Source organism: Mycoplasmopsis anatis, assembly GCF_900660655.1.
GTDB classification, from domain to species: Bacteria; Bacillota_I; Bacilli_A; order Mycoplasmatales; family Metamycoplasmataceae; genus Mycoplasmopsis; species Mycoplasmopsis anatis.
The window spans coordinates 589,034-615,622 of sequence record NZ_LR215035.1 but is presented as its reverse complement, the minus strand read 5'-3'; the positions used below and the strand labels follow the sequence as shown (position 1 = coordinate 615,622).

Sequence of the window (26,589 nt, the reverse complement as noted above, 5' to 3'; positions counted from 1 at the left end):
AGGGATTTATGAAAAAAGTTAATGTTGCCATTGATGGACCTAGTGGAGCTGGTAAAAGTAGTGTAAGTAAACAAATATCAACATTATTATCTTACACTCCTATAAATAGTGGAAGTTTATATCGTGCAATTGCCTTAAATGCTTTAAGAGAGGGTGTTGATTTAGTAGATAAAGCATCAGTATTAAAAACCTTAAAAAATGGAATGATTGAACTTAAAGAAGATGAAAGTGTTTATTTAAATGGAGAAAATGTTTCAACACAAATTAGAGCCGAACATATCTCTAAAGCTGCTGCAGTAGTTGCTAAATATCAGGAAGTTAGAAATTTTGTTGTTGATTATGTGCAAGAAATAACTAAAACAAATAAAGGTTTTATTGTTGATGGACGTGATACAACATTTAAGTTAATGCCACATGCTGAAGTTAAAATTTTCTTATGAGCCGAACCTGAAGAAAGAGCTAAGCGTAGATGTGCACAAAATTTATTACTTGGTTATAGTAGCAATTATGAAGAAGTGCTTTATGATGTTAAGATGCGTGATGCTCAAGATATGAATCGTGAAGTAGATCCTCTTCATAAAACAGAAGACGCAATTTTAGTCGATTGTACCAATATGAGTTTTGATGAAGTGGTTGAACATATAATAAATATAATTAAAAATAAAGCTGAGGAAATAGATGCGTAATACAGTAGCGATTATTGGAAAACCCAATGTTGGTAAAAGTACATTATTTAACCGTTTGGTGGGTAAAAGATCATCAATAGTTTATGATGAACCAGGTGTGACAAGAGATAGATTATATGAAGCAATAACTTGAACTGGACATACAATTAAAATAATTGACACTGGTGGAATCGAAATCGAAAATAAACCATTTCAAGAGCAAATTCAAATTCAAGCAAAAATTGCAATTGAAGAAGCTGATGTAATCATCTTTATTATTGACGGAACTATGGAATTAACCAACGATGATGCGTTTATAATGAATATTCTAAGAAAATCAAATAAACCAATAATTATTGGAGCTAATAAATTAGAATCAAATCAAGATTTTGATTACTCATTATATAAACTTGGAGGTGAAATTTTTAGAATTAGTGCTCTTCATGGAGAAGGTGTTGGTGAACTACTTGATGAAGTTGTTAAAAACTTAGATTTCACTGAAGACCAAGAAGAAGAATTATTTAAGCTTTCAATCATTGGTAAACCCAATGCTGGAAAAAGTTCATTATTAAATAATTTAGCCAAAGAAGAACGTTCAATTGTTTCAGATATAGCAGGAACTACTAGAGACAGTGTTAAAACCAAAGTAAAAATCGGTGATAAATTCTATAATGTTATAGATACAGCTGGGATAATGCGTAAAAGTAAACTAGTTGAATCAGTTGATCATTACGCTTTAATGAGAGCAATGAACTCACTAAGTGAATCTGACTTGTCATTAATTTTAATTGATGCTACAACTGAATTATCGCATTTTGATGCGAGAATTATTGGTTATGCTTTAGAAAATGATAAACCAATTATTATAGTAGTAAATAAATGAGACCTTGTTGAAAAAGAAACTAATACAATGGCTCAATTTGAGAAAAAAATGAGAAATACCTTACATTTTGTTCCATGAGTGCCATTTGTATTCATTTCAGCTAAATATAATCAAAGATTGAATAAATTAACTGAAACATTAAATGAAGTTAGAGAAAATCTTGAGAGAGATATCAAACCTTCTTTATTATCAAATTTTATTATGGAAACACAAATGATTCAACCAGCAGCACCATATAATGGCGGGAAATTAAATATTTATTTTGTTAGAAAAACATTAGATAAAATTCCTACATTCAATTTTTATGTTAATGATAAAAAATTCCTTCATTTTTCATATCAAAGATTTTTAGAGAATCAACTTAGAAGTACATTTAATTTCAAAGGTTGTCCGATAAAAATGAACTTTAAGAATAAACAAGGGTTAGAATAATATTAAGTCACATTGTGACTTTTTATTTAAATAAAAAAGCAATCAATATGATTGCCTATTTCTTAAAGCTTAACTTCATCAATAGTATTAGTTATTTGACGAATAAATGTTTCTAAATCATCGTCATTAGTAAATTTACCTTGGATATTTTCAATGTGGTTATTAAAAACACCATCTTCCAAAACATAAATTTCATTAGCTAGTTTTCTTATTTCGTTAGCATTGTGACTGATTAAAATTAATGTTGCTTGATATTTATCGATATAGTTTTCAACTACTTCTCTAATTTTTACTCTAGTATCAGTATCTAAACCAGAGGTAAATTCATCTAATATAACAATTTTAGGTTTATTGTATAAAGTAAAGAATAGATCAACTTTTTTGCGTTCACCACCACTAAGACGATCATATCTTCGCTTCATATATTTTTTAATCATCAAAATTTCACCTAATTTATTCACAAATTCCATATCTAGAAATTTTTTAAATCCTAAAATTAAATCTTTATAGATATTTTTAACGTATGGTCTATAAAAATCTATTTCGCTTTGAAATTGTAGTGCTATTTTTTCCTTAGGAGAGATTTCATAATCATAATTGTATAAAATCTCACCAGAAGTTTGCTGAGTAAAACCAGCAATGATTTTAACTAAAGTAGTTTTACCCGAACCATTTTTACCAACGATTGCAATTTTTTGCTGTTCACTTACTGTTAAATTGATGCCTTTTAATACTTCAAGTTTCTTAAATGAAATATGTCTACTTTTAAAACTCTTTTTAATATCTTTAACTTCTAAAATTGCATTACTCATATTTTCCCCTATTTGCTACAAAATGATATATAGTGTATAAAAATCCTAAAGAAGAATAAATTATTCTAAGTATATAACGAATCTGTTCGTGATTTTCTAATGAATAACTTTCAATAAATTCCTTCGTTGTTGCTATATAAAATAAATATCATTCATCGAAAGGATTTAATAATAATGTCACAAAATGAATAGTTTTATTGGTTTCAGTTGAAGAATCGTTTATTGGTCTCATACTTGAGTTTACTATTCATAATATAGCAGGTAAAACTATAACTATTAGCGAGATTAATGACACAATTTTAAGAGTGATAAATTTTGAAACTCTGAATTTGAAAATATCGATAAACAAGTAAATTAAGCCTATAACAAATATATAATGAAGAAATAATTTAAGTACGATATAAAATTCATCTATTCAAAATTTACTTAAATCGAGATTAAATATATCTTTTTGCACATTTAAAACGTTTTTGTAATAACATACATCATAAATTAATATTGAACCAATTGTAAAAATAAATAACAATAATGAAAAAATTAATGGAATAAACTTTATATTTTTAGCTTTAATTAAAGAATTTAGTTTCTTTATTTGAAATACATTTTTAAGTCTGAAATTATATTTAATTACATAAATTATGTTTATAAATGTTAAATAACCTAGAACAAAGAAGTTTGTATTTATGAATTGAAGCAATCCTTTTTCAAAGTACAAATGAAAAGTCATCTGAACAAAATCATCAAAAGGACTTTGTTCAGGTCCGCGTCCAATGTTATATGTTTTGTCCTGCCTTAACGCTCAAGGAATTGTTAAAGAAACAAAACTAAAAATTATTGCTAATCCTATTAAAACTGATAGTATCCATCAAAAATTTTGTTTAAGTATTAATTTTATAAAGATAAATTTTTTGTATATTTTTTTACTCATATCTACTATCTACAGTTCAACTTAAAGCTAATTCAATATTATTATTTTTGTATGGATCAAATCTTGAATTTACTATTTTAATTTTGTATTTTGCTTTTTCATTAGTTTTAAATCTTAAATATTCAATATTATTTTTTCAGTAACTGATTTAGCAATTATTTTACTATTTTCATCTATTATATATAAATCAAAGTCATTTAAATCTGGTTTTGTTTTGTCTTTTTCATAAAATGTTTCAGCATTAAATTCTCAAGCCAAAGACATTCTTATATTTGAATTTGGTTTAAATTCAAGGTCATCAATTATAATTTCGTTTTTAGTTGTTTTTAGATTATCTTTGTTATTTATAGTACTTTTTTCTCTTTCTCATCTAATATATTTAAGATTATTGAATGCTTGATCTAACTTAGAATAATTAAATACACCAGAACCAAATCTATCATCTAATCCAGATTGAAAATCTTTACTCATTTGTGAGAATTCTAATGATGTAGATGCAGATAAAACAGCCATTGCTATAATATTATTTTTACCATAGTCATATTTGTCTGCATATTCTATTAAAGTGTTACCTAATACTCCAGAAATGAATGGTGCTGAATAACTAGTTCCTTTTGAATTTGGATTTTGCTTAAAATTATAATTTTCTCCATTGGCTAATAATAAAACTTTCTTCCCAGAATTTGAACCATATGAAGAGAAATCACTAATTTCCCTATTGGCATTATGCGACCCTACAACAATTGAATTATATGAAAGTTGTGGGCCAGATAATTTTCTTTTTTCAATTGAATCTTCATCGCCACTATTTCCAGCTGCAAAGACAAATAATATTTCGGGATTTCTTCTAGCAACTTCATCAAAGTAATGAGAATATGAATTGTATTTTCTTAAATTTTCATCATTTGTTATTAAACCTCATGATGAATTTACTATCTTCAAATCTTTTTGCTTAACTAAATATAGAACTTCATCTTCTAATGCTTTATATACGTTTTTTTTGTTGTTTAATAAATTCAATTTGACACCATATAATTTTAAGTATGGATTTACTCCGTTTTTTCCAGCTATAATAGAAGCTACCTGTGTTGCATGTTGTCCATATTGAGGTTTAATATTTCAAAAAGGAGGGACATAAAATTTAGATCAATCGTTTATTATAATATGCCCTGTTTCTTTTGAAGTATCAAAGTAGTAATCATTAACACTTTCAATTAAAGCGTTATGGTTGAATCAATTAGTTTTGTCACCTACTTCTAAAACACCTACACCTATTCTTTCATCATTGTTTTTATTTATGTAATCTCTGAATTTATCAATGATTTCATCTCTAAAATCAACAGTATATTTATTGACTTTGAAATTATTCAGATATAAAGTTTCAAGTTTATATTCTTGAGCTTTTTCCTTGGTGTGATAAATGCTTGTGTTAGTAAATTCGCTTTCAACATTTGCATATACTACATTAATAAATTTATTTTTTTCTAAAAAATCAAACAATAATTTATTATCATCTTCTTTCAAATCGACAGAAGCTATTAAAAAATTATTCAATAATTTGCTTTGTTCTATTCCTATACTACATTTAAAATTATTAAATTTTTCAATTATTTTACTTATTTCATCTTCAGATATATTTTCTTTTAAAACTATAAGTAATGATAATTTGGAATTATCTAATACTTCACTTTCTTGATCGATGTCATGAATTGATAAATTATTAAAGTTTTGTAAACCTTCAATAATTATTTTAGATTTTTTTAATTCTTTTTCATTTGATTTTATACTAACGAGTGATATTGCTGTTGTAACAATGGTACCAGTTAATAATAATGAATAAAATTTTTTGCTTTTTTTCACAAACACTCCTTTTTAATACTGTAAATTGTATCATAGATGTTATTGTTTCGATATTTGATGAAATTTATTTATTCATATTTTCGATTTTTGAAGGCAAAATGAAATACAACATAAATTACTGCAAAAGCTATGTAAATTCCTTTTATAATTCACTTAATATTTTGAATATTAGCAATTATTAACTTTTGTATTTCTTCTGAAGATAACAAAAACTCTTCACTAAACAATGGGTAGGCACCGATGAAACTACTATCAAATGGATTCAACAAAATCACTATTCATTGAATAATTTTTAATGGCATTTGATTAGGATATACATTAAAAATTATTCTTCAAAGCATTATCGATACAAATGGAATAACAACAGAGAAAATTAGAATTAATAAACTGATTTTTACTCAGGTAGTATTGCTTATTTTATATCTGTAAAGATCAATTATTGAATAAATTAATCCTACTAAAAAAATGTAATGAATAGCTTGTTCAGCTATAACTATAAACTCACTTTTTCAAAAATTAATATTAAAATTTTCAAAAGTGAAATTAGCACCATTAATTAATTGATTTCTTACATCCTTTAGTATAGCAAAAACTATAAGATCAATAATTATAAAAGTAAGAAAAGTATACAAACATAAAGAAATTGATGAGATAAGTGGTATATATTTGATGTTTTTTTCTTTAGTTAGTAGCATTGCATGCTTTTTAAAATAAATGCTATTAATTTTGTATTCCGAAATTATAAAAAATACAACGATTAAAATTGTTAAAAAACTATTTGAACTAAAAGAGTAATTACTAAAACTAAATATTCCATTTTTGAATATTGAACTTACTCAAACGGAATATCTTCCGTAATAATTGTTATATATATTTCATGTAATATTATCTTTATGATTAATAATTCAAGGTATTGTTGATAAAATCATAATTAAAGATATTGCTACTAAAATTGAAATTGTAATAAACCAAGGGAAATTAATTCTAAATAAACTTTTTATTAATATTTTCTTCTTATCATTAATCTTTTTAATCATATATTAATTATACTTAAAATTAAAATGTTTATAATGTAAATGAGCGTAACAACTTTTTAAGTTATATTTATAGTTTATAAAACTATTTTTAATAAAATAACTATTATTTGTTAAGTGAATTGATAACAGTTATCTTATTAATTGTGTTTTTTATTCACTGATGCGTTGTACTTATGAGTAAACTGAATAAGGATTATTAAATATAAGTTTTAGTAGATTTGTCAATCATTTTTTGATGTGTAATAGGATGATAATAAATATAGACCACATTTTTATTCAGTTAAAGATGAAAATTATTATGAATGATAATTAATTCTAAAATAAATAAATAAATAAATAAATAAATAAATATGATAGGGTTAATAAAATCGAAGATAAAATTCAAAAAAATAATACTATTGTTATATATATTTTATCCATTCAATAACTTGCATTTTTAATGCAAATTCCTTCTTATAAAGAAGTAATATCGGTAATATTCATATGGTGGATGCCAAAAACAAAAAGTTAAACTAAAAAGTTTATTTAAGTGAAGTTAATAAAATCTCAAAAAATTATAGAAATTATTTTAATGGTTCGATTACCCTAAAAAATAATTCCTGATTTCTGTTTAGTAAGAAATAGATTTATGTATTAGAGTATAATTATTGTATGATTATTATAGGAGAAAATAATGAGCACCCTAAAAGACAATCTTAATTATAAAGATAATACTTTAGAACCTATAAAAAACATATATGAAAAAAATTTATCATTGATCAATGAAATACTTAAAATTTATTTTAAGCAGCATGATAGCGAAAATACCGAGTATAGAAATGAAGTTACTAATTTGACTGAATCATGCATTCAAATATCGCGGGATATCAAACAAAGAAAGAAGAAAGATAAAATAATTTGAAGAAAATTTATCAATTTTTTAATTTTTATTTCATTTATTCTTATTTTTGGTTTATTTTTCCTTAAGTTTTATAAAGAAAACAAAAAAATAATTTCTGACTTTAATGCTTTCAAACTTGAAAATACAAAAATAATTAATAATCAAAAAAGTAGAATTATATGATTAAAAACCGGATATTTTTCTAATGTTGATAAAAAAACAATTGCAGAGTATGTTATGAAAAATCTAGGTTTTAAAATTGAATATAGTTTTGATTATAATTTATTGAATGAATTATTCGCGAATACTGAAAAAAATACTCTTCCAGAACAAGTTGTTGGAGTAAATTCATTATTGAAAATTAGATATAAAAATACACCTATATATAAGGTCTCACTTAGTGATTTATATTTCAAGATTGTGACAACTTCTAATTCAGAAAGCTTTCCTTATACTAAAGTAGTAAATGGGAAAAGAGTAACAAGTTTTGAAACTTTAACTGCATATCATAGAGAAAATACACCGTTTATTGACAATAAAGATTACATGATACTTAAAACGAATTTTTCCCCACAACTAAGTTTTGATAATTCAGGTATTATAAATAATTATAAATTTGAAAATAAAGAGTTTAATAAACTTATAAAGCCTAACTTAAAAAGCAATGAAAAAGAATCTGAAGTAAATTTATTGCAGTTTTTTACAATAAAAGCACAAGAGGATTATGTTAATTGGTATAAATATTTGAATAATACTAAGCCAATTTTCTCAAAGAGTGGTAACTTCTGAATTGTAAAAAGCCATGAAGTTAATTACTCTTCATTATTAAAAAATGAAGAACTTGATTCGTTTAGCTTTGAAGAAAGTTTGGATAATAAAATTGAATTAGTTGAAAAAAGCGTATCATTTTACATAAAAAATGTGCTGCAAGATTTAACAACATTGCTAATACCACCAGCAATTAGTAGAGAATTATATGATTATAGTGGTAATTACAGCACTTCAACAACATATGAGTTAGATAATAATGAAGTTTTAAAGTTTGATAATACGCACTTATTAACAGTACTGAATAACGATAAATATTTTACTTTTAGAAAAAATAATCCATCACTAAATACTTGATTAACATTTGAAAATGGCAAAATGTATGATGAAGCTGGAGAATGTGTAATTTATAGTCTGAATTATAATTCGTTTTATCATAAGGATCTTATTGATAATGTTGTAGTAGTAGGAAGACATGTTGGACCACAAGTTATTCCAGTTAAATATAGAAGATTTTACGAAATGCGTGAACCAAAAACTGTTTTCTTTATTAGAAACACTAGTAGGATATTTCTTCATGAGTTTTCTATTTCTTTAACTCAGCAAGAAATTAAGTATTTCAATGAAGCGATAGCAAAAATCGAAGCAGATAGTTATAATGGGATAAAATACTCAGATGATGATGAAATTTGATCATTGATGAGATTATGATTTGGCAAAAACATTTTTAACAATAAATTAAATGATAAGGAAAACAAAATTTTATCTATAATTAAGCAAATGTGCAAAATATTACCTGATGATTTTGCAATCCATTGTAATCAGGCTGGCATATCAATTTGTGTTAATCAACAAGAATGAATGAATAGGAAAAATATAATAAATGAATTAATTAAACTATCGAAAGAATTGTTTATAATTCAAAAATAGGAGAATTTATGTTAATAGATACAAGAATAGAACAAACTGAACACACTGAAATCAACGTACAAAATCAAATCATTTCACCAAAAGCTACAACTTCTCAAAAAGTCCTTTTTGCTTTAATGATTTTCATTAGTTGCATATTAATTTTTGGATTATTTTACTGACCATATAAATGAATTTCATCATGACCAAATAAACTTAATAGACTTCAACTAGAAGTGAATGATTCTGCATCATTGATTGATGTTAATTTACAAAAAAGAAAAGATACATTAGTAAAACTATTTGAAGAAACAAAGGCATATTTAAAATTTGAAAAAGACACTTTTACAAATGTTGCAAAATTAAGAAGTTTAAAAAGTGAAGGAATGTCAGAAGATTCTAAAACAACTCAAGAAATGAATAATTTAATGGAAAGCATCTCAAGAGATATTAATATTTCTGTTGAAGCATATCCAGAATTAAAAGCTTCTAAAGTAGTTTCTGAATTAATGTCTTCAAGTGAGTACATCGAATCAGAAATCGCAGCAAGTAGAAGATTATATAATAAAAGAGTTAGTGAGTTTAATACAGAAATTTTTACATTTCCAATTCTTATTAAAGCCCAAAAGATGAAATTACATTCAATGGCATTATTTGAAGCAAGTAAAGAATCTAAAAAAGATGTTGACATGTCTGGATTATCAAATATTTAAGACAATAAAAGTTGGATTTATGTTTCCAACTTTTATTTTAATTATCTATATTTAATGCAAAATCATCATCAGTAGAAAAATCTACATTTTTATCAATCCACTCTCTTCTAGCTTGGACATTATCACCCATAAGCATTGTAACACGTCTTTCAGCAAGCGAAGCGTCTTTGATATCAACTTTGATTATTGTTCTTGTTTTGGGATTCATTGTAGTATCTCAAATTTGATCAGCATTCATTTCACCAAGACCTTTATAACGTTGAATTTCATAGCTATTTATTTTTTCTAGTATTTCCTTAAGTTCATCGTCATCTCAAGCATAAATTACTTCATTTTTATTTTTTGATTTTGAAGTAATTTTATAAAGAGGCGGACGAGCTATGAATACCCTTCCATCTTCAATTAATGGACGCATGTATCTATAAAGGAATGTTAAAAGTAAGATTTGAATGTGTGCGCCATCGGTATCGGCGTCAGTCATGATAATAATTTTTCCATATTGAGCTTTAGAAACATCAAAATCTTTACCATATCCTGCACCTATAGTATTAATAATTGTGTTAATCTCAACGTTTTTTAATATTTCAAGTAGTTTAGATTTTTCAGTATTTAGCACCTTACCTCTTAGAGGCAAAATTGCTTGATATCTTCTATCTCTTCCTGTTTTGGCAGTACCTCCAGCTGAGTCACCCTCAACTAGGAATAATTCTTTTTCTTCAACTTTTTTGACTGTGCAGGAGTTAACTTATCAGAGAGAATTTGTTTGGTCTTAAGAATATTTTTAGTTTGTCTTAATTCATTTTTTCTTTTACGTTCATCATTTCTTATCTCATAAGCACGTTTGATTTTTTCTAAAACTTTTCTAGCAATTTGTTTATTTTCAGTAATTCATTGTTTCATGAATTTAGTTACTATATCTTCAACAATAGCCTTAGCTTCAGGTGTGCCTAATTTATCTTTAGTTTGACCAACAAACTCTAAAATGTTTTCAGGTACTTTAAGCGAAATGATTGCAGTAAGACCTTCGCGGATATCGCTACCCTCAAGTGTATTTTTACCTTTAATGACTTTTTCTTCTTCAGCAAAAGAGTTAAAAACTTTTGTTAAAGCACTTTTAAATCCCGTTTCATGAGTACCGCCATCACGAGTTTTTACGTTGTTGACAAAGCTTAGAATTAATTCATTGTATGTGTCAGTGTATTGAAAACCAAATTCAACTTCCACGCCATTTTTTTCATCTTTAAATGAAAATGGTTCGATTATTGGGGTTTTTGAATCATTAACAAAGTTAACGAATTCTTTAATACCATTATCGTATTTAAATGTTTCACTTGTTTGGTTGATTTCATCATTCAAAATTATTTCTAAACTAGAAATCAAAAATGAACTTTCTTTTAGTCTTTCGCTAATAATATCTGTATTTAATTTAGCTTTTTTAAAGAATGAATAATCAGGCATGAAGTGCACTATTGTTCCGTTTTTATTTGTTTTACCAATAGAACTGGTTCTCTTAATGATTTTATCTTGCTCAAATTCGGTATATCAAATTTGTCCATCTCTAAAAACAGTTACATCAAGTTTTGATGAAAGTGCGTTAACAACACTTGAACCTACTCCGTGAAGTCCACCACTACTTTTATATGCACCTTCACTAAATTTACCACCAGCGTGTAACTCAGTAAAAACTAATTCAACCGCGGTACGACCATCTTCAGTTTTACCTACCGGTATTCCACGACCGTTATCTTCGATAGAAACTGAACTATCTTTATTTATAGTTACTATAATTTTATTAGCATATCCAGCAAGAGCTTCATCAATGGAGTTATCTACTATTTCTCAAACTAAGTGGTGTAAACCATTTACATCAGTTCCACCAATGTACATTCCTGGTCTTTTTCTAACTGCTTCAAGACCATTTAATTTTTTTATATCTTTTTCTGTATAACTGTTTTGTTGCATAGATTTATTATATTAAATTAATTATCTTTATTTTTAATATTATTTATTTAATATATAATTTTTATATGAATGAATTAAGTTATGGAATTACAAAGAAAAAAACCAAAAACTCTTATCTGTCACTTACATTAATTTTTGTAGGAATAGGATTATTTATATTCGGAACGTTAGTTTTATCTTTGGGAATTTTTTCAAAACAAGTTACTTACTTTATATTAAATAATTTTAGCTCATCTACATTTTTTATTACTTATCTAATTTCAACAATAGTATTTTTTGTATGACTGATTTTATTTAGTTATTTATATAAAAAATTACCATTTCCAGTTCTAGTTATAGGTTATATTTTTACAATTATTTATATGGCTTTTATAACCTTTATATCAATGGTTGCTAATGGTATTTCTACTGAAAGACTTTGATTAATCGCACTAATATTCTTAGTTTCAGTTATTTTAACTATTGCATGCGGAATTGTGGGATATTTTGAATTAATTAAAGTTAAGGTGATGAGTATATTATCGATAATATTACTTTTTGGATTTCTAGTTTTATTTATAGTAAGTTTATTTGTGTTTAACAGTACACTTGAGATGATTTATTCACTTGTCGGATTAGCTATATCAGGAATTAACATTTTCTTCTCATTCTATATTATCAGTAAGAAAAACACAATGTTTGAATTTAATTCTACTAAAGATATGCTTAAAGATGCAATTAGTGATGCAGTGAAAGTATTTATCAATATTGTTTATATGATTTGATATTTATTAAGACTTTTTGGTTCAAGAAATTAAGCCGTTTGGCTTTTTATTTTGCAAAATAAAAACTAGGAATAATTCCTAGTTAATTGAGTAACATTATTTTTGTACACGAACACGAACGATTGTGTATGGTAATAATGCAACAAATCTAGCTCTTTTGATTGCGTTTGAAACACTTCTTTGGTGCTTTGCACATGTTCCAGACATTGATAATGATTTAATTTGACCTGTACCACTTATGTATTTTTTAAGTAATTCTAAATTTTTGTAATCAACATAGTTCATGTTTTGTTCACAAAATTCACAAACTTTTCTTCTTGAACCAAAACCTTTTTTATTTTTCTTAAAGTTCATTTTTTCTCCTATTTGTTTCTATTTATCGAAATCTAAATTATGATTAGGGTTAAAAATATCATCTTCAAATTCGCTATCGCTATCCAACTCGAATAAATTACCATTATTTTTCGTAGTTGATTCATCATTAGTGAATAAAGAACTGTCAAAGTTATATTCATCATCATCTTCATCAAGATTACTTAAGAAATCTTTGTTGTTAGAAGATTGGTTATTTGATAGGTTTAATTCGTTTAGTTTTTCAGTAGGTGTGAAGGTAATTTTTTGATTATTCATCCCACTTTGTGCAGATGAATCAGAAAATGTTTCATCAACTGTAAAACCAGCAAAACTATGATTTGATGTGTTGTTGTATAGTGATTGGTTAGAATTATTATCAAATCTACGGACTTGTTGATTTGGAACATTTTGCATACGTTCACCAAAATCCCTTGAAGGTATTTCAGTTACAAATCTACCATTAGAATTTGAGTTTGTACTATTCATTCTTGACTGAACAACAGATTTAGGTTCCAGGATATTGATGTTATCAATATTTACTTCAAATGAACTTACATTAATACCATCTTTTTGATAAGAGCTCATGTAAATTGAACCTTCCACTGCAATCAAAGTTCCTTTATAAACATTTGAAGCCATAAAATCCGCATTGCTTCTTCAAGCAACCAATGGAATAAAATCTGTAATATCAGTTGTACCACGACGATTAATTGCTAGTCTAACTCTAGCATATCTAACACCGCTTTGAGTTTGGAAAACTCTTACATCGGAAGAAACTCTACCAATCAAAAGTACTTTATTCATATTAACCCCTTATATTAAAATCAACTATAAATTATTCTTCAGTTTTAGCTGCAACTTTTTTAGGTGTTGATTTACGTACTGTTTTTTTAGAATTTTTCTTAGTGTTTGTAGGTTTTAAACCACTTTCAGTATCAAGATTAATTACTAATTGTCTTCATACTGCTTTTACAATGTTTGATTTACGCACAAATTCAGAAATTAATTCAGGTTGTGATTCAACTTCTGCATTTACATATTGAGCATGTTTTGATTTGTTAATTGAGTATGATAATTCGTTAATAGCTAATTTTTCAGCTTTTTTAACACCGTTTCCGAATACTTCTTTAAGTAAATCGAAAGCAACGTTAACATCAGCTTTAGGATCAACGATCATCATGATTTCATATTTAGCCATATTAAGCCTCCTTTTGGACATTCAGGGTTATTAAAAACCAAGGAGTAAAATTACTCTTTTATATTATATAGATTTACAATTTTTTAATGATTGTTTTTATAAATTTTGTGGTCTAAATTTCCATATAAAAAAGATCTCAAATCGAGATCTCTATTTCTTAGTACCAAGGTATCCTTTTTCAAGAGCTTCTCAAAGGACTTGTTCCTTAGTTTTACTTGTGTTGTGTCTATCGTTTCCTTGATTAATATAGTATATATATGCAAGAAGTTGATCAGAATCATAATTTCAATTTTTTGTTCAATTAGAACGACTTCCAAAAACAAATTCTGTATTAAATTTACCATTGATGAATCCAATTTTTCTATAAGTTGTTTCATTTCTTAATATATCAATTGGATATTTATAAATTGGTATATATAGGTCATCTCACATCGCTTTTTGATGAGCTAAGTTTACGATTCCTTCAATTGTTGTTGATCTTAGTAAGTTTGTATTTCAATAACTTACACCACTTGGATTGTTGTTTCATAAAAACCATAAGACAATTTCAGTAATTCTAAATAGGTTTCTGTATTCCATAGTATCTTGTTTGAATGATGGTAAATTATTGTTAATTGCTTTCTTGAATAATTCTTCGTAAAAAGGTTTGAAGAATTGTGCTAAGAATACTTTAGCTTTATCTGGAATAGAGAGAACATTTAATGTACCAATTTCAACCTTTGCTGAACTTGGAGAGTTGTTGTTTTTGCTCAATAATGGTTTTAATATTGCATAAATACCAGTATTTTTTCTTAAGTCGCTAGATTCGAATAATCTGTCAATGAATTTTACAAAATCGGCTGATCCAATTTGTGAAATTATTTTACCGATGAATTCAGATTTATCAAGAATCTTGACAACTTGTATTGCAGATCCATCATCACTCGAAATAATACTTAAAACTCCCTTGATAATTGCATCACTTATTTTTTCTGATGTTATTGGATTAGTAGAACTTGGTCTTAAGTTTTTGATATTATCATAAATTTTATTAATTATTTGATCAAATTCATTTGTTGAAGATATAGCCTTAAGTGAGTTCTTAACAACTCTTCCAAAAAGATTCTTATCTCCTTGATTTAAATTAAATCCACTTTTTCTAAGCATTTCAACTAGCAATTCGCCTAATCCGAGTTCAAAATCAATATCATTGTTATTTACAGTCTCAATCAATCAGTTTTTGATGAAATTCTTGATGTCATTTGATTTTGAACTATTCAATATCTTGTTAATTAGTTCTCATCAAGTATTTAGTTTGGCATATTCTAAGTTATTATTTATTACTTCTTCAACTAATGTATTTAATAAGTTTTTAAGATTTTGATTCTTTAGAATTTTTATAATAAAATCGTTAATTCTATTTTTATTAAGTGAAGTTGAACCATTAATAAGTAAAGAGCTAATGTCTAATTTTTCTAGCACTCTTCTTATTTTTGTTTCGTCAGTTGTTAATTTATTTATTATGTGGTTTATTATTTTAATAATAGTTTGTTTATTTTGAGTTACTAAATTATCTTTTAGTAACTTGGTAAAAGTAGCATATTCAGTTATTTTAAGGTTTTCAATTACTTGTGAGCTAATTGAGTTAAATAAACCAATTATGTCATTTGTAGTTCCTATTTGGTCAACTAAAGGATTAATTAAATTATCAATTAATTCAAGCCTATTTAATAGGTTATATAAATCATCAACTATTATATTCATGAACGAGTTAGCTTCAGGAATATTATTTGAGTCAATTCCAATGAAATCAAAGAAGTGTTTTACGACATTTTTGAGAATTGATTTAATCGTTGGGTTTGTAAAGATATCTCTAACAAGTAATTTAAGCTCATTCTTAATTTTATTTTTTGTTGATGTATCTTCTAATGAGATTTTAACAATTTGATTTAAATTATTTGCTTGAGAGATTTGGGCTGACTTAGATTTTATTGAATCTAAAAGTGCAAAAATTGTGTTTTTAAGGTGCTCGTTATTAATTATTACATTTATTGCATTTTTTAATGTGGTATTATCAGCATATTTGTTAATTTCAGTTAAAGTTGTTGAATTTAACGAGTTTACTAAGACATTAGCAAGTGTATTATTTTTGTTTAAGTATTCAAGTATGTTAGAAATTAGAACTTTTAGATCTGAGTAATTTGTTGAGTTTCTAAAAATATTAGTATTTGTAATCGATTTGATTAATTCAGTAAGTTTTTGATCTAAATTGTTTTCTAATTCTTTTGATAAACTAGTTGAAATACTATTAAGTATGTTGCTAAAATTAATTTCAGTTCCGTTAAGTTTTATTTCACTAATCAACGTTTCAATTAGTTTATCACTTATGTGTAAATTATTGTTAATTGAATTTGCGACGGTTAATAATTCAGTTATTAAAGACTTAGAATTCTGTGTATTTTTTAACAATCAGTTTGATTCTAATTCTGTTAATAACTTATTAATAGGTTCGGCAATAATATTTCTAATTTCAGAATCATTAAGTAATTCTTTTACAAGAGCACTGAAATTAGTTCTTAGCGAATTCTGGATTTGAGTTCTGTTGAAAATTCGTTTAATTAAATCATTGTAATTAGTGCTTGTTGAGTATTCGCTAGAGTTATCTATTACGTTATAAAGAACATCTCTAACTAAATTGATTTTATTTCCATTGGTAAATAATTTAACACTTAAAGTATTAGTTTGATCTTTGGTGATATTGAATTTTTGTAATAATTTATCTAAACCAAAAGTTTTAACTAGTTTTATGACTTTTTCTGAAGTAGTTAATTTAGTTAGTAGTTCATTTACTATTGCTTTAAGAGTTGCTTTATTTCTACTATCGTTAAATATTCTTGAAGCTAGTAATTTCTTAAGTAATTCAAAATTATTATTTAACAATATATTTTTAATCTTATCTACAAATGTACTAATTGATTTGGAAAGATTAACTGGATCCTTAATTAGTTCAAACATATCATCAACGAACTGATCATAAAGATTTAATTCTTTTAAGATTGGAATTATCGAATCTAGAGTTGAACTTACCAATTCATTAATACCACTTATATTTAGGTTAATATCGTTTTGCTTTGCAATATAAATTAATGATTTAGTAGCTATTGATTTGAATTGATTATTAGTCAATAATTTTTGTACTAAATTAGAAATGTTAGTCTTGTTTTCGTCAACGATTCCATTTATCTCTAAAATTGATTTTAACAATTCATTAGTATTATTTAAATTATTAAGTCATTGACGATTATTTAATAATTTTGGTACTAAGTTTTTAATAGTATTTTTAAAATCATTGTCATGCAATAAAAATCTTACTAATTCATTTAAATCGTTTTTATTAGCATAATTAAACAATTCATTTGTTGGCTCTATTGAATTGATTTGTTTTATTATTAGATTTTCAATTGTTTGATTATTTATTAAGTGTTCAAGAACTTCTTGAATTGTTCTGATTAAGGTGTCATAGTTATTTTTAATTGATTTGTGTTGAATAATATTTTCAACAAACTGATATGGGTTTTCCTTAATTTTTTCTGAAATAATTTTTGATATTTCATTAGGTATTTTAATTAATATTGAATTTGGATCATTACTGTTTTTAGCTTGAGATAGCAATTCAGTTGATTTATCAATAATAGTATTTATTAATTCAAAATCATTAATTAGTACATCAAGTTCGTCAACTATGTCACTAATCATTAACTCAAGTTTAGAGTCATTGGTTGCACCATAACTTATTAAAGTTTGTTTCAATATATTCTTAAGAATAACTTTAATATCTTTATTTGTGATTAAATCGTTAATTAATCCCTTGATATTTTCTTTTAATTTTTCAAAGTTTACCAATGAAAGCAACTTTGCTACAAAATCATCAAAATTCTGTGTTTGTTTTAAGGTATTAACATTTTCAAGTAAATCACGGGTAACAACATTAATAATTTGATTGAAATTATTGTTTGTAGCCACAAATTTAATAATATCTATTAGGTTTTGCTTACTTGCATATTTAAATAACTCATTTTTAATCGAATCCGATAGTCCGTCAAGGATTTTTGAAATTGATTCTTCATTAGAAAGAAGTTTAATTAAATTATTAATTATTTTTACCAAGTCATCTTTATTTTGGGTAATTAATTTCGAATTAAGAATAACTTTAATGAGTTTAAATCCAGTTTCTTTAGCATTTTGGTCATTGAACTTATCACTCTTAATTTTGCTAAAAATATTTGAAATAATTGAACTTATACCTATTTTAAATCCGTTTAATTTTATTTCTTCAGTTGTTGAACTTATAATGTTTTTTGTTAAATTTACAACCGAATCAATATCATTATAGATTTCAATAATATTTGATATTAATTGTTCCTTGCTTGAAATACCTTCTAAAAATAAGTCAATTGTTGGTCCTGTTAATTCTTTAAGTAAAACTTTTTTGATAATTTCTCTGATATTTGCTTTGCTAATAAAATCTTTTATTATTAAGCTTAATGAATTCTCAATCTTTTCTCTAGTTTGATTATTTCAAAGTAGTGTTTGTATAAACTCTTCAAGACTATTGGTATTTTTATATATATTTTCTCTTGCGGAAATATCATCAACTAAGTAATCACTTATATCAATTAAATGATGTGAATTGAATACATCTACCAAAGCACTTTTTAGTTCATGATCATCAAAATCATACTTAGTTGTATATTCAGTTAAATTGATTTGATCAACTCATGAGTTTATATTGTTTGGAATGTAATTATTTAGCAGTGAATGAATGAAGTTTTTAACTTCAACTTTATTTTTAGATATTACTTGAGAACTAAATATATTTTTTATTAATTTATAGTAATCATTCTTGAATATTTCAATCAATTTAGGTTTAATAGTTGAAAATAGTTGTTCGAAACTTGTGCTTGAAGTGATATTTGTTTTAATTAATTCTAAAACTTTATTTATTAAATCGAATGATTCATTACTAATTAATGACTGATATAAACTGTTTGTTAAATTAGTTGATAATTTTTGACTTTCACTGATTATATTATTGTCAATTAAAAGATTATTTGTCAATTTATTAAATGTTAATATCAAAGAATCATTAGTTAAATTACTTTTTAGTATTTCAACAATCTGACCTGAATTATTTAATAATTTACTTTGTTTTATAGCTTCTAAAATAATCTCTTCAGATTTATTTTTGTTGATTCAATTATTTGTTTTTAATAAATTTGATGCTGAGCTTTTAACCATTTGAATAAATCTATTATCTTTAATTAATTTGCTTATGAAGTTTCTAATTTCATTTCTGTCGACTCATTTTTCATCAATTGAATTTGATAGATTAAGTATTTGTTGGTTAATTTCAGGAATATTTATAATGTTTTCTAATCCATTTTGAATTATGTAATTCAATCCTTCATAATTATTTGTTACAACTGGATTATTAAATATAAATCTAATAAAATCAATTGGATTTGATAAGCTTTGTTTTACACTTTGTAATATTGAAGTTGGTATTTCAGAGATCAAAGTTTCAAAGTCTTTGTTATTCTTGATTTCATTTAATTTGTTAAAAATTGAATCAATAATCTTGTTTACTAAGTCATTATATGAAACTATAGTATATAAATTCGATGCAATATCATTTGATAATTTGGTTATTGAATTGCTTTGTGGAACATTTGTGAAACTATAAATAATCTTTTGAACTAGTGAAGAAATATTAGCTTTAACATCATCGCTATTTAATAGTGTATTAATTAAGTTTTTAACATCCTTTTTGATCAAATTAAAATCAACATTTTTTAAGAATTCGTTAATTAATTGACTATAAGTTTTAACATTTTCTAAATTAAGATTTGATGTATTTATCGCATCAATTATCTTATTAATGATATTTTTGAATTCTTTTGATCCAGTTGTTATTTTTACAATACTTTTTAGAGATTGAGCATCAATGATTTGATTATCTTTAACTAATGAATCAATAAGTGAATCGATTTTTAGCACTTTAGTTAGGTCGGAATTTACAATATTTTTAACTATTTGTAATACATTTTGTTTATCTTCAGTTCAAATTTTTTCATTAAAGATAAATTTAATGAATTCAACAGTATCACCCTCATTGCTTAAGTATTTATTCTTAAAATTATTAAGTATTGAAGTTGCAAATTCATTAACATTGAAATTTTCATTTGAAATCTCAGATACGAGGTTGTCAAGTATGAATTGCGTGAAATTAAATTTTTTATTTGATGTAGAAATAAATTCAACAATATTTTTAGAGAATCTAGTTTTATTGTTAATTCCGTTAAAAATTTCAGCAAATTCTGCATTATTAAATACTTTGTTTTCAATTATTAGCGCAAATAGTTCTTTGAATTGAGTGTTATTTAGCAACCTATTGATAATTTGCTTGATCTTTGGTGAGTTTTTACTTAAATTATCTTGATTTTTTATAACATTAATGATTAGTTCATAATAACTATTTGCATTCTTAAATTTATCAATATTTGAAATTGAATCTTTAATGAATTGTTTTAAAATGAGTTTAAAATCAGGGTCATTTTCAAGAGTTTCAATTACCGAGATAAAGTTATGATTAATATTTGTGTTTTGTATGTTTAGTTGCTTAGAAATATCTATTGATTTAATTTTTTGGAAAATATCAATATTATCAGTGAATTTACTATATAAGTACTCAAAGTTATCTACGATGAATTTTTTTAATGGTGAAATGAAATCACTATTTAAGATTTCTTTAACAAAACCATATTCCTTAAGGTTAATTAAATTTAGTAATTTACTTTGAATATTACTTATTAATTGGTCAATATTATTTGAGTTATTGATTGATTGGATTAATAAATTAGAAATATTATTGATATTCAATTTTGATTGATTATTTTTTAGATAAGAAAGTAATGCGTTTGTAAAGGCATTTACTTGTTCTTCTGAATGAATTAAATTGTTATCTTTACATAATCTTATAATTAATTTATTAAGTGTATTTCTTAGATTTGTGATATCAAAATTATTAAATAGATTTTTAATAAGTGAGCTTAATACCTGTTTGGTGTTATCGTCGAATAATAAAGTATTAATTAACTCTTTGTTGTTATTAAGCATTAAAATATCAGGATTATTGATAATCTTTTTAACTAAAATAGAAACTAATTTATCAAAATTTGTGTCGTTTTTTATAATGTTTAATAAACTATAAATTTCGTTTTTGTCAATTAATAAACCTATTTTTTTGTCTTGTGCATACTCAATATCAATGATTTTTTCATAAAGCGATTCATTTATGAATTTATCTTTTATTATTGGTAAAAATGAATTAATTAGAGTAGTAAATTCTTCTTTGTTTGATTGAATAGACTCAATTTTTAGCAATTTGTTTAATTTATTTCTTAAATCGGCTGTTAGTTGACTTGTAACTTTTTTAATTATAACTTCTAAAATTTGAGTAAAAGTAGTTAAATTATTTTCTTTATTTAATTTATCTAAATCTTCAGCAATAGCTGAAAATAAATTGTTTTTAAGCCCTAAAATTTCAAAAATTAGAGGAACATCATTTGCTAAATCTTTTGAGAATTTATCAATTTGATTGCTTGTTAAATTACTATTAGTTGCTATTAGTTGTTTTTTGATTATATTACCAATAACTTTTTTGATAGATTCAGAATGAATTAAATCAGCGATTAGACTATCGATTTTTTGTCCGAATTCAACAAATTTAAAGTTTGTAAATAAAACTTTGAACAATTCTTCGTAACTATTTGCTTTATCTAATTTAGTAATATTACTAAAGAATAAATCAACTAATTGATTTAGTAATACACTAAAGTTATCATTATTAAAAATTTCAATAATTAGTTGCTCAAAATCGTTTTGATTTTGGAAAATTGATTTTAAGTTAAAGATATTAAATAACTTTGTAGAAATAAGACTAACAAACTTATTGTCTGTTTTGATTTTATTAAATATATTGTTGATAATTACCTTAATATCTGAAGATAAATTATTTATTTCTTTGTCTTTTGCTAGACTATTAACAAAGTCAACAATTATTTTTTCTAAAGATTCACCATCAAAATTGTATTGTGAAACTAAGCTAAATAACATTTCTTTGATATCTAAATTAGTTCCTTTAGTTGATAATTGTGCGATGAAAGTTTGTATTAACTTTTCTGATAATTTTAGTTTAGTATTATTTTGACCTAACAATTTAATTAACTTAGAAATAACAAACTCGGGATTTTTAACATTATCAAAAATTCATGAATATTCTAGCTGGTCAAGTTTTGTGATTAATATTTTTGATATCAATTCTTGAACTGATTCGTTATTAATTAAACTTTCTAACTTGGTATTAAGGATATTAATAAATTCTTGATCGATTTTATTCGAAGAAAATATGTTTTTGACTAATTGATCAATTATGTTTTCTGAATATGTGTTAGTTTGAGTTATACCATCTACAAATGCAGAAGATATTTTGTCAATTAATTTAGTAAAATCTTTATCCGTAAACTGATTAGTTAGAAAACTCTTTAGTTCAGGATACTTAGTTAATTTAAATTTAGCTTGAATATTAGATTTATCTAAAAGAGTTTTTATGCTACTTTCGTTAATTAATTGATTAATAATATTTTTAACAAATTGTGTTGTTTTAACAGGGAAATTAGTATCCTTAATTGCTTTTATTAATGATGAAGAAATTCATTTTAAAAGATTTAATGCTTCATCACCTAATTGATTTTTAATATTATCAATAAAATTATCTAAATTAGAACTCTTCTCAAATGAATTAATTAATAAGTCTAAAATATTGTTTGTAGTGGGATTTTTTAATAAATTATTCACTAAATTACTAAATAGAATAGCGGCAAATTCTTCGTAATTGAAAATTTCTTTATTTAAACCGATTTTTTTAGTTTGAGAAATTATTAAATCAATTACTAATGTTTTGATTTTAGGAAGTTCTACAAGTGAGATTATTGCACTTTTATTATTTCTGATTTCATTTATTATTTTTGGATCTTTTAATGAGTTAAAAATGATTGTTGAAATAGGATTTTTATTTAATTTTTCAACTCAATTATCAGAAAGTAAATTATCAATAAATTTGTTTAATACTAATTTAAATGAAGGTGTTTTAATTTTTTGCGAGATTGTTACTATAAATTGATTATTTGAATTTTTATCATCACCAAATAATGTTGATAGAAAAATTTCTAAATAATTATTATCATCTTTAAGTAAGAAATTAACTGTTGATTTCAATAAATCCTTAATGGCATTTTGATTTTCTTTAACGAGGGATAAATTAAGAATTTTATTTAATATTTGTTCAAAGTTAAACTCAGTAATGTTTAATACATCTTTTAGGTAAGAAATTAATTTATTTGAAACATTTTCCTTTAATGATGAGTAATTATTTGAGTTTTTGATAGCAAAAAGTAAATTATCAATTAATAATTCGATGTTTTTATCATTTTTAATAAAATCACTTAAAAATGCTGTTATATCGTCAATAAATTTACTGTTTTGAGCGGTTGTAAAATCTAAATTTATGGTTCTATAGTAATTTTCTATTATTTTTCTAATTGATTTATCAATTTCTAATTCGTCTTTGATTGAATTGATAAATTTTAATATGTTAGCCTTATCGTTTTTTGCAAAACCTTTTGCTATGAGATATAAAGCATCGTTTACATTACTAATTTTGTTTTTAAAGTTTGATTTTTCCTTTATTGAGTTTGTAATAGTCTTTACTAAGATATCTTTGTTGTTTTGATTTGAAATGATATTTGTAACTTTGTTTTTAAGGGTAGAAATATCAATAAAATCATTTAATATTTGTTTAACATTTTGTGGAATTACAGAAATAATTAAATCTGCATGGTTAATTTTTTTGCTTTCAATAAAGTTATGGAGCATAGTTTCGATAATATCAACATTATTATCTAAAACATTTGAGTTTAATATCTCGAAAACAGGAACTAGTAATTGAGTTAGATTTATATTGCCCAAAGAATTTGAACCAAACATTGATTTTATTGAATCAATTAAAATTGCTGTGATATTGTTGTATTTTTGATGATTGTTTCTTACAAAGTTAATAATTGTGTCTACAGAAACATTCACTAAACTATTAGCAAGATCCTTGATTGACTCGTTATTAAGTAAGGATTGTAATAATAAATCAAATCTTTTTTCATCAACATTTAGCAGGATATCATATTGATTCAATAAGTCTTTAACTTTATTTGAAATTAAACTAATAACTTCTTTATCAGAAAGTAAAATTTCTATTACTTTACTTAAAGGAGTTTTAAGACTTTTAATAGTTTTTCCATTTGAAATAATCTTTACAAATAAATCGTAATATGAATTTACTTGATCAATATCATCTGAAATATCTAAAAAGTCATTGATCATACCAATGATAGCATTTTCTAAATCGGCTTGCTGAATAGAATTATTAAGTAGGTTATATACTTTTTCTTGTGTGAATGACGGGTTGTTAATTAGCTTGGTGATATATGGTGAAATAAATGATTTTAATTTAGTAAATAAGATTCCCATTAGTTTAGAATCTCTTAGATTATTTGAAATTTCCCTAATTTCATTTTTGTTTTGTTGAATAAAATCACTTTTAGCTAATGACTTAAGTAAATTAAGTACAGATTTTTCATTAGTGAAGCTTTTTGTAATAACACTAGTTATAACGCCTTCATCAAAGATTGAAGCATTAGGATTTTCTTCAACTAATTTAGTTAATTCATTTTGTAAGTTGCTTATTAATTCTGACAAGTATCCTGAATTTAGTAATCAAGTTACGATTTGTTCTGATCTTCTAAAGCCATCCTCAGTTAAAAATTGTTGTAACGTTCCGTTCGGATCGATAATTTTTATATAGTCTGATTTAACAATTGATGTTACCAACCCCTGAGTAATTTTTTTGAAGCTACCGCTAATTCTTAGCATTCTCTTACCAAAGTTATCTGTTGAGCGTAATGCTTCTAAATCAGTTTCAAATTTATCTTTTTTATTAATAAATTCTCAATCACTAAGCCCGATTATTTCCTTGATGGTTTGTGAATAATTTTCTATTTCAATTTGGTAACTTGCCGTTTGATAATCGCTTTTTAAAAAATCAGTTGAAAAGTTAAAATCACCTAATTTTTCATAATCATCAATAATCAAGCTAGGGTTAGTAAGTTTAATGAATAAATCAATCGCTAATTTTTTATAACCATTTGTATTAGGGTGAATATCAAATCAAATTGAACTAATTTTTTGGGCATTTTTATTTCAAAACTGATTATTAACAGGATTTATAAAGTTAATACCATTTCTGTTTGCGTTTAATTTAATTGTGTTATTTAAAATACCTGTGAAGAAATCGGTGATACTAAAATCTTTTGCTATATCACCAGCAAAATTTTTAACAAAATTATCAATCATGTATTTAAGTTTTAAAAATGGAGTTGGATATGAAATAAAATTTATATTTGCATCTGGAGCTAATTTCTTTATTTCTGAAGCAAAAACTTGAAGTCTTCTAGAAACTTCTTTTATTGAACTATCAAGGATTTTTTTAACATCCTCAATTAAAGGTCCAAATGTTGGATTGTCATTCAAAATTAACTGAATACTTTGAGTTATACCACTTTGCTTTATTGCATCAATAAAAGTGTGGATAAAATCGTTAGCACCAATTGATAGAGTTATGAAATTAGATTCTTTCAATTGCTTAATAATTTCTTTAGCAAGCAATTTATAATCCTTGCCAAATCTACTTATCAATGATGATTCACTAACTAAATCCTTAGGATTTGTGCTTAGTTGCAATAAATCAATTCATTCGTTAATTGTCGAACCAGTTACTGAGTAGTTATCGAAAGATTCAAGTCTGTTGATTTTGTTAAATAGTCTTGATAGGTATGAAGGATAACTAAGACCAGTTACTAAACCATTTTCAAAACTACCCTTATAATCTTTTTCCAATGTACCATCAAAACCTGCTGTGATTGAGTCACCAATCGCAACATATTTAATTTTTGTGTTTTTGTCGATAAAGTGACTTGATTTGATTCTCTGCTCAGGTAAGTCTACATTTTGTTTATTGTTAAAGACTGCGTCAAAATCAATAATATTTCCGCTGTTTGAGTCGATTATTTCGTATTTTTTGTCACCAGGTTCATCATCTTTATTTATTGGATTACCACCTCTAGCGATTTCTTTGGGTTTATGTGTAGCTATTCAAGTAGATACACCAACAATCGCACCGATACCAACAGCCGATGAAGCTGCAGAAACGATAATTAACTTTTTCTTTGATTTCATATCAACTCCTTATCAATATGTAATATTAATATATGTGAAA

General features: G+C 24.9%; 13 protein-coding genes and 1 pseudogene. 5 read left to right on the top strand and 9 right to left on the bottom strand.

Going from position 1 to position 26,589, the window contains the following annotated elements:
* The first annotated feature begins 8 nt into the window (after positions 1-8).
* Both cmk and der read left to right on the top strand, forming a co-directional pair.
* Positions 9-686 carry a (d)CMP kinase gene (cmk, locus tag EXC66_RS02525; RefSeq protein WP_006886212.1) on the top strand — a complete coding sequence of 226 codons (678 nt, stop codon included), beginning with the start codon at positions 9-11 and terminating at the stop codon, positions 684-686.
* A complete protein-coding gene (gene der, locus EXC66_RS02520) occupies positions 679-1,980 on the top strand; it encodes a ribosome biogenesis GTPase Der (protein ID WP_006886213.1) in 1,302 nt (433 codons plus the stop codon). Before cmk ends, der begins: the two co-directional genes overlap by 8 nt.
* A 62-nt stretch (positions 1,981-2,042) precedes the next feature.
* Here der and EXC66_RS02515 read toward each other — a convergent pair whose 3' ends face one another.
* From EXC66_RS02515 to EXC66_RS02500, 4 genes are all read right to left on the bottom strand, one after another.
* Entirely contained in the window at positions 2,043-2,792 is a 750-nt protein-coding gene (locus EXC66_RS02515; RefSeq protein ID WP_006886214.1) for an ABC transporter ATP-binding protein, read from the bottom strand.
* On the bottom strand, positions 2,785-3,720 hold the full coding sequence (locus EXC66_RS02510; RefSeq protein WP_006886215.1) for a hypothetical protein: 936 nt from the start codon (positions 3,718-3,720) through the stop codon (positions 2,785-2,787). The genes EXC66_RS02515 and EXC66_RS02510 overlap by 8 nt, the downstream gene beginning before the upstream one ends.
* A 114-nt stretch (positions 3,721-3,834) precedes the next feature.
* Positions 3,835-5,580, bottom strand: coding sequence for a S8 family serine peptidase (locus tag EXC66_RS02505; protein WP_165166784.1), 1,746 nt, complete (start codon positions 5,578-5,580; stop codon positions 3,835-3,837).
* Positions 5,581-5,648: 68 nt separating this feature from the next.
* Positions 5,649-6,617, bottom strand: a complete 969-nt coding sequence (locus tag EXC66_RS02500; protein WP_006886217.1) for a hypothetical protein — start codon at positions 6,615-6,617, stop codon at positions 5,649-5,651.
* A 673-nt stretch (positions 6,618-7,290) separates the two neighbouring features.
* Between EXC66_RS02500 and EXC66_RS02495 the strand changes: the two genes are divergently transcribed.
* Both EXC66_RS02495 and EXC66_RS02490 read left to right on the top strand, forming a co-directional pair.
* Positions 7,291-9,195, top strand: a complete 1,905-nt coding sequence (locus EXC66_RS02495) for a hypothetical protein (protein WP_006886218.1) — start codon at positions 7,291-7,293, stop codon at positions 9,193-9,195.
* A gap of 8 nt (positions 9,196-9,203) precedes the next feature.
* Positions 9,204-9,887, top strand: coding sequence for a LemA family protein (locus EXC66_RS02490; protein ID WP_006886219.1), 684 nt, complete (start codon positions 9,204-9,206; stop codon positions 9,885-9,887).
* Between the two features lie 37 nt (positions 9,888-9,924).
* On the opposite strand, the pseudogene parE reads toward EXC66_RS02490, so the two are convergent.
* Positions 9,925-11,849 (bottom strand): annotated as a pseudogene (gene parE, locus EXC66_RS02485) (DNA topoisomerase IV subunit B).
* Between the two features lie 65 nt (positions 11,850-11,914).
* On the opposite strand from parE, the gene EXC66_RS02480 reads away from it, so the two are divergent.
* Positions 11,915-12,646, top strand: coding sequence for an MAG0110 family membrane protein (locus EXC66_RS02480; RefSeq protein WP_006886221.1), 732 nt, complete (start codon positions 11,915-11,917; stop codon positions 12,644-12,646).
* A gap of 63 nt (positions 12,647-12,709) precedes the next feature.
* Here the strand turns inward: EXC66_RS02480 and rpsR are convergent, their stop codons facing one another.
* The 4 genes from rpsR to EXC66_RS02460 all read right to left on the bottom strand — a co-directional run bounded on the left by rpsR (position 12,710) and on the right by EXC66_RS02460 (position 26,549).
* Positions 12,710-12,967, bottom strand: a complete 258-nt coding sequence (rpsR, locus tag EXC66_RS02475) for a 30S ribosomal protein S18 (protein ID WP_006886222.1) — start codon at positions 12,965-12,967, stop codon at positions 12,710-12,712.
* A gap of 18 nt (positions 12,968-12,985) precedes the next feature.
* A complete protein-coding gene (locus EXC66_RS02470) occupies positions 12,986-13,771 on the bottom strand; it encodes a single-stranded DNA-binding protein (RefSeq protein WP_006886223.1) in 786 nt (261 codons plus the stop codon).
* Between the two features lie 31 nt (positions 13,772-13,802).
* Positions 13,803-14,165 (bottom strand): 30S ribosomal protein S6, encoded by a 363-nt coding sequence (gene rpsF, locus EXC66_RS02465; protein WP_006886224.1) that lies wholly within the window; start codon positions 14,163-14,165, stop codon positions 13,803-13,805.
* Positions 14,166-14,315: 150 nt separating this feature from the next.
* Complete coding sequence (locus tag EXC66_RS02460; protein ID WP_006886225.1) at positions 14,316-26,549, bottom strand: GDSL-type esterase/lipase family protein; 12,234 nt, start codon at positions 26,547-26,549, stop codon at positions 14,316-14,318.
* Positions 26,550-26,589: the final 40 nt, after the last annotated feature.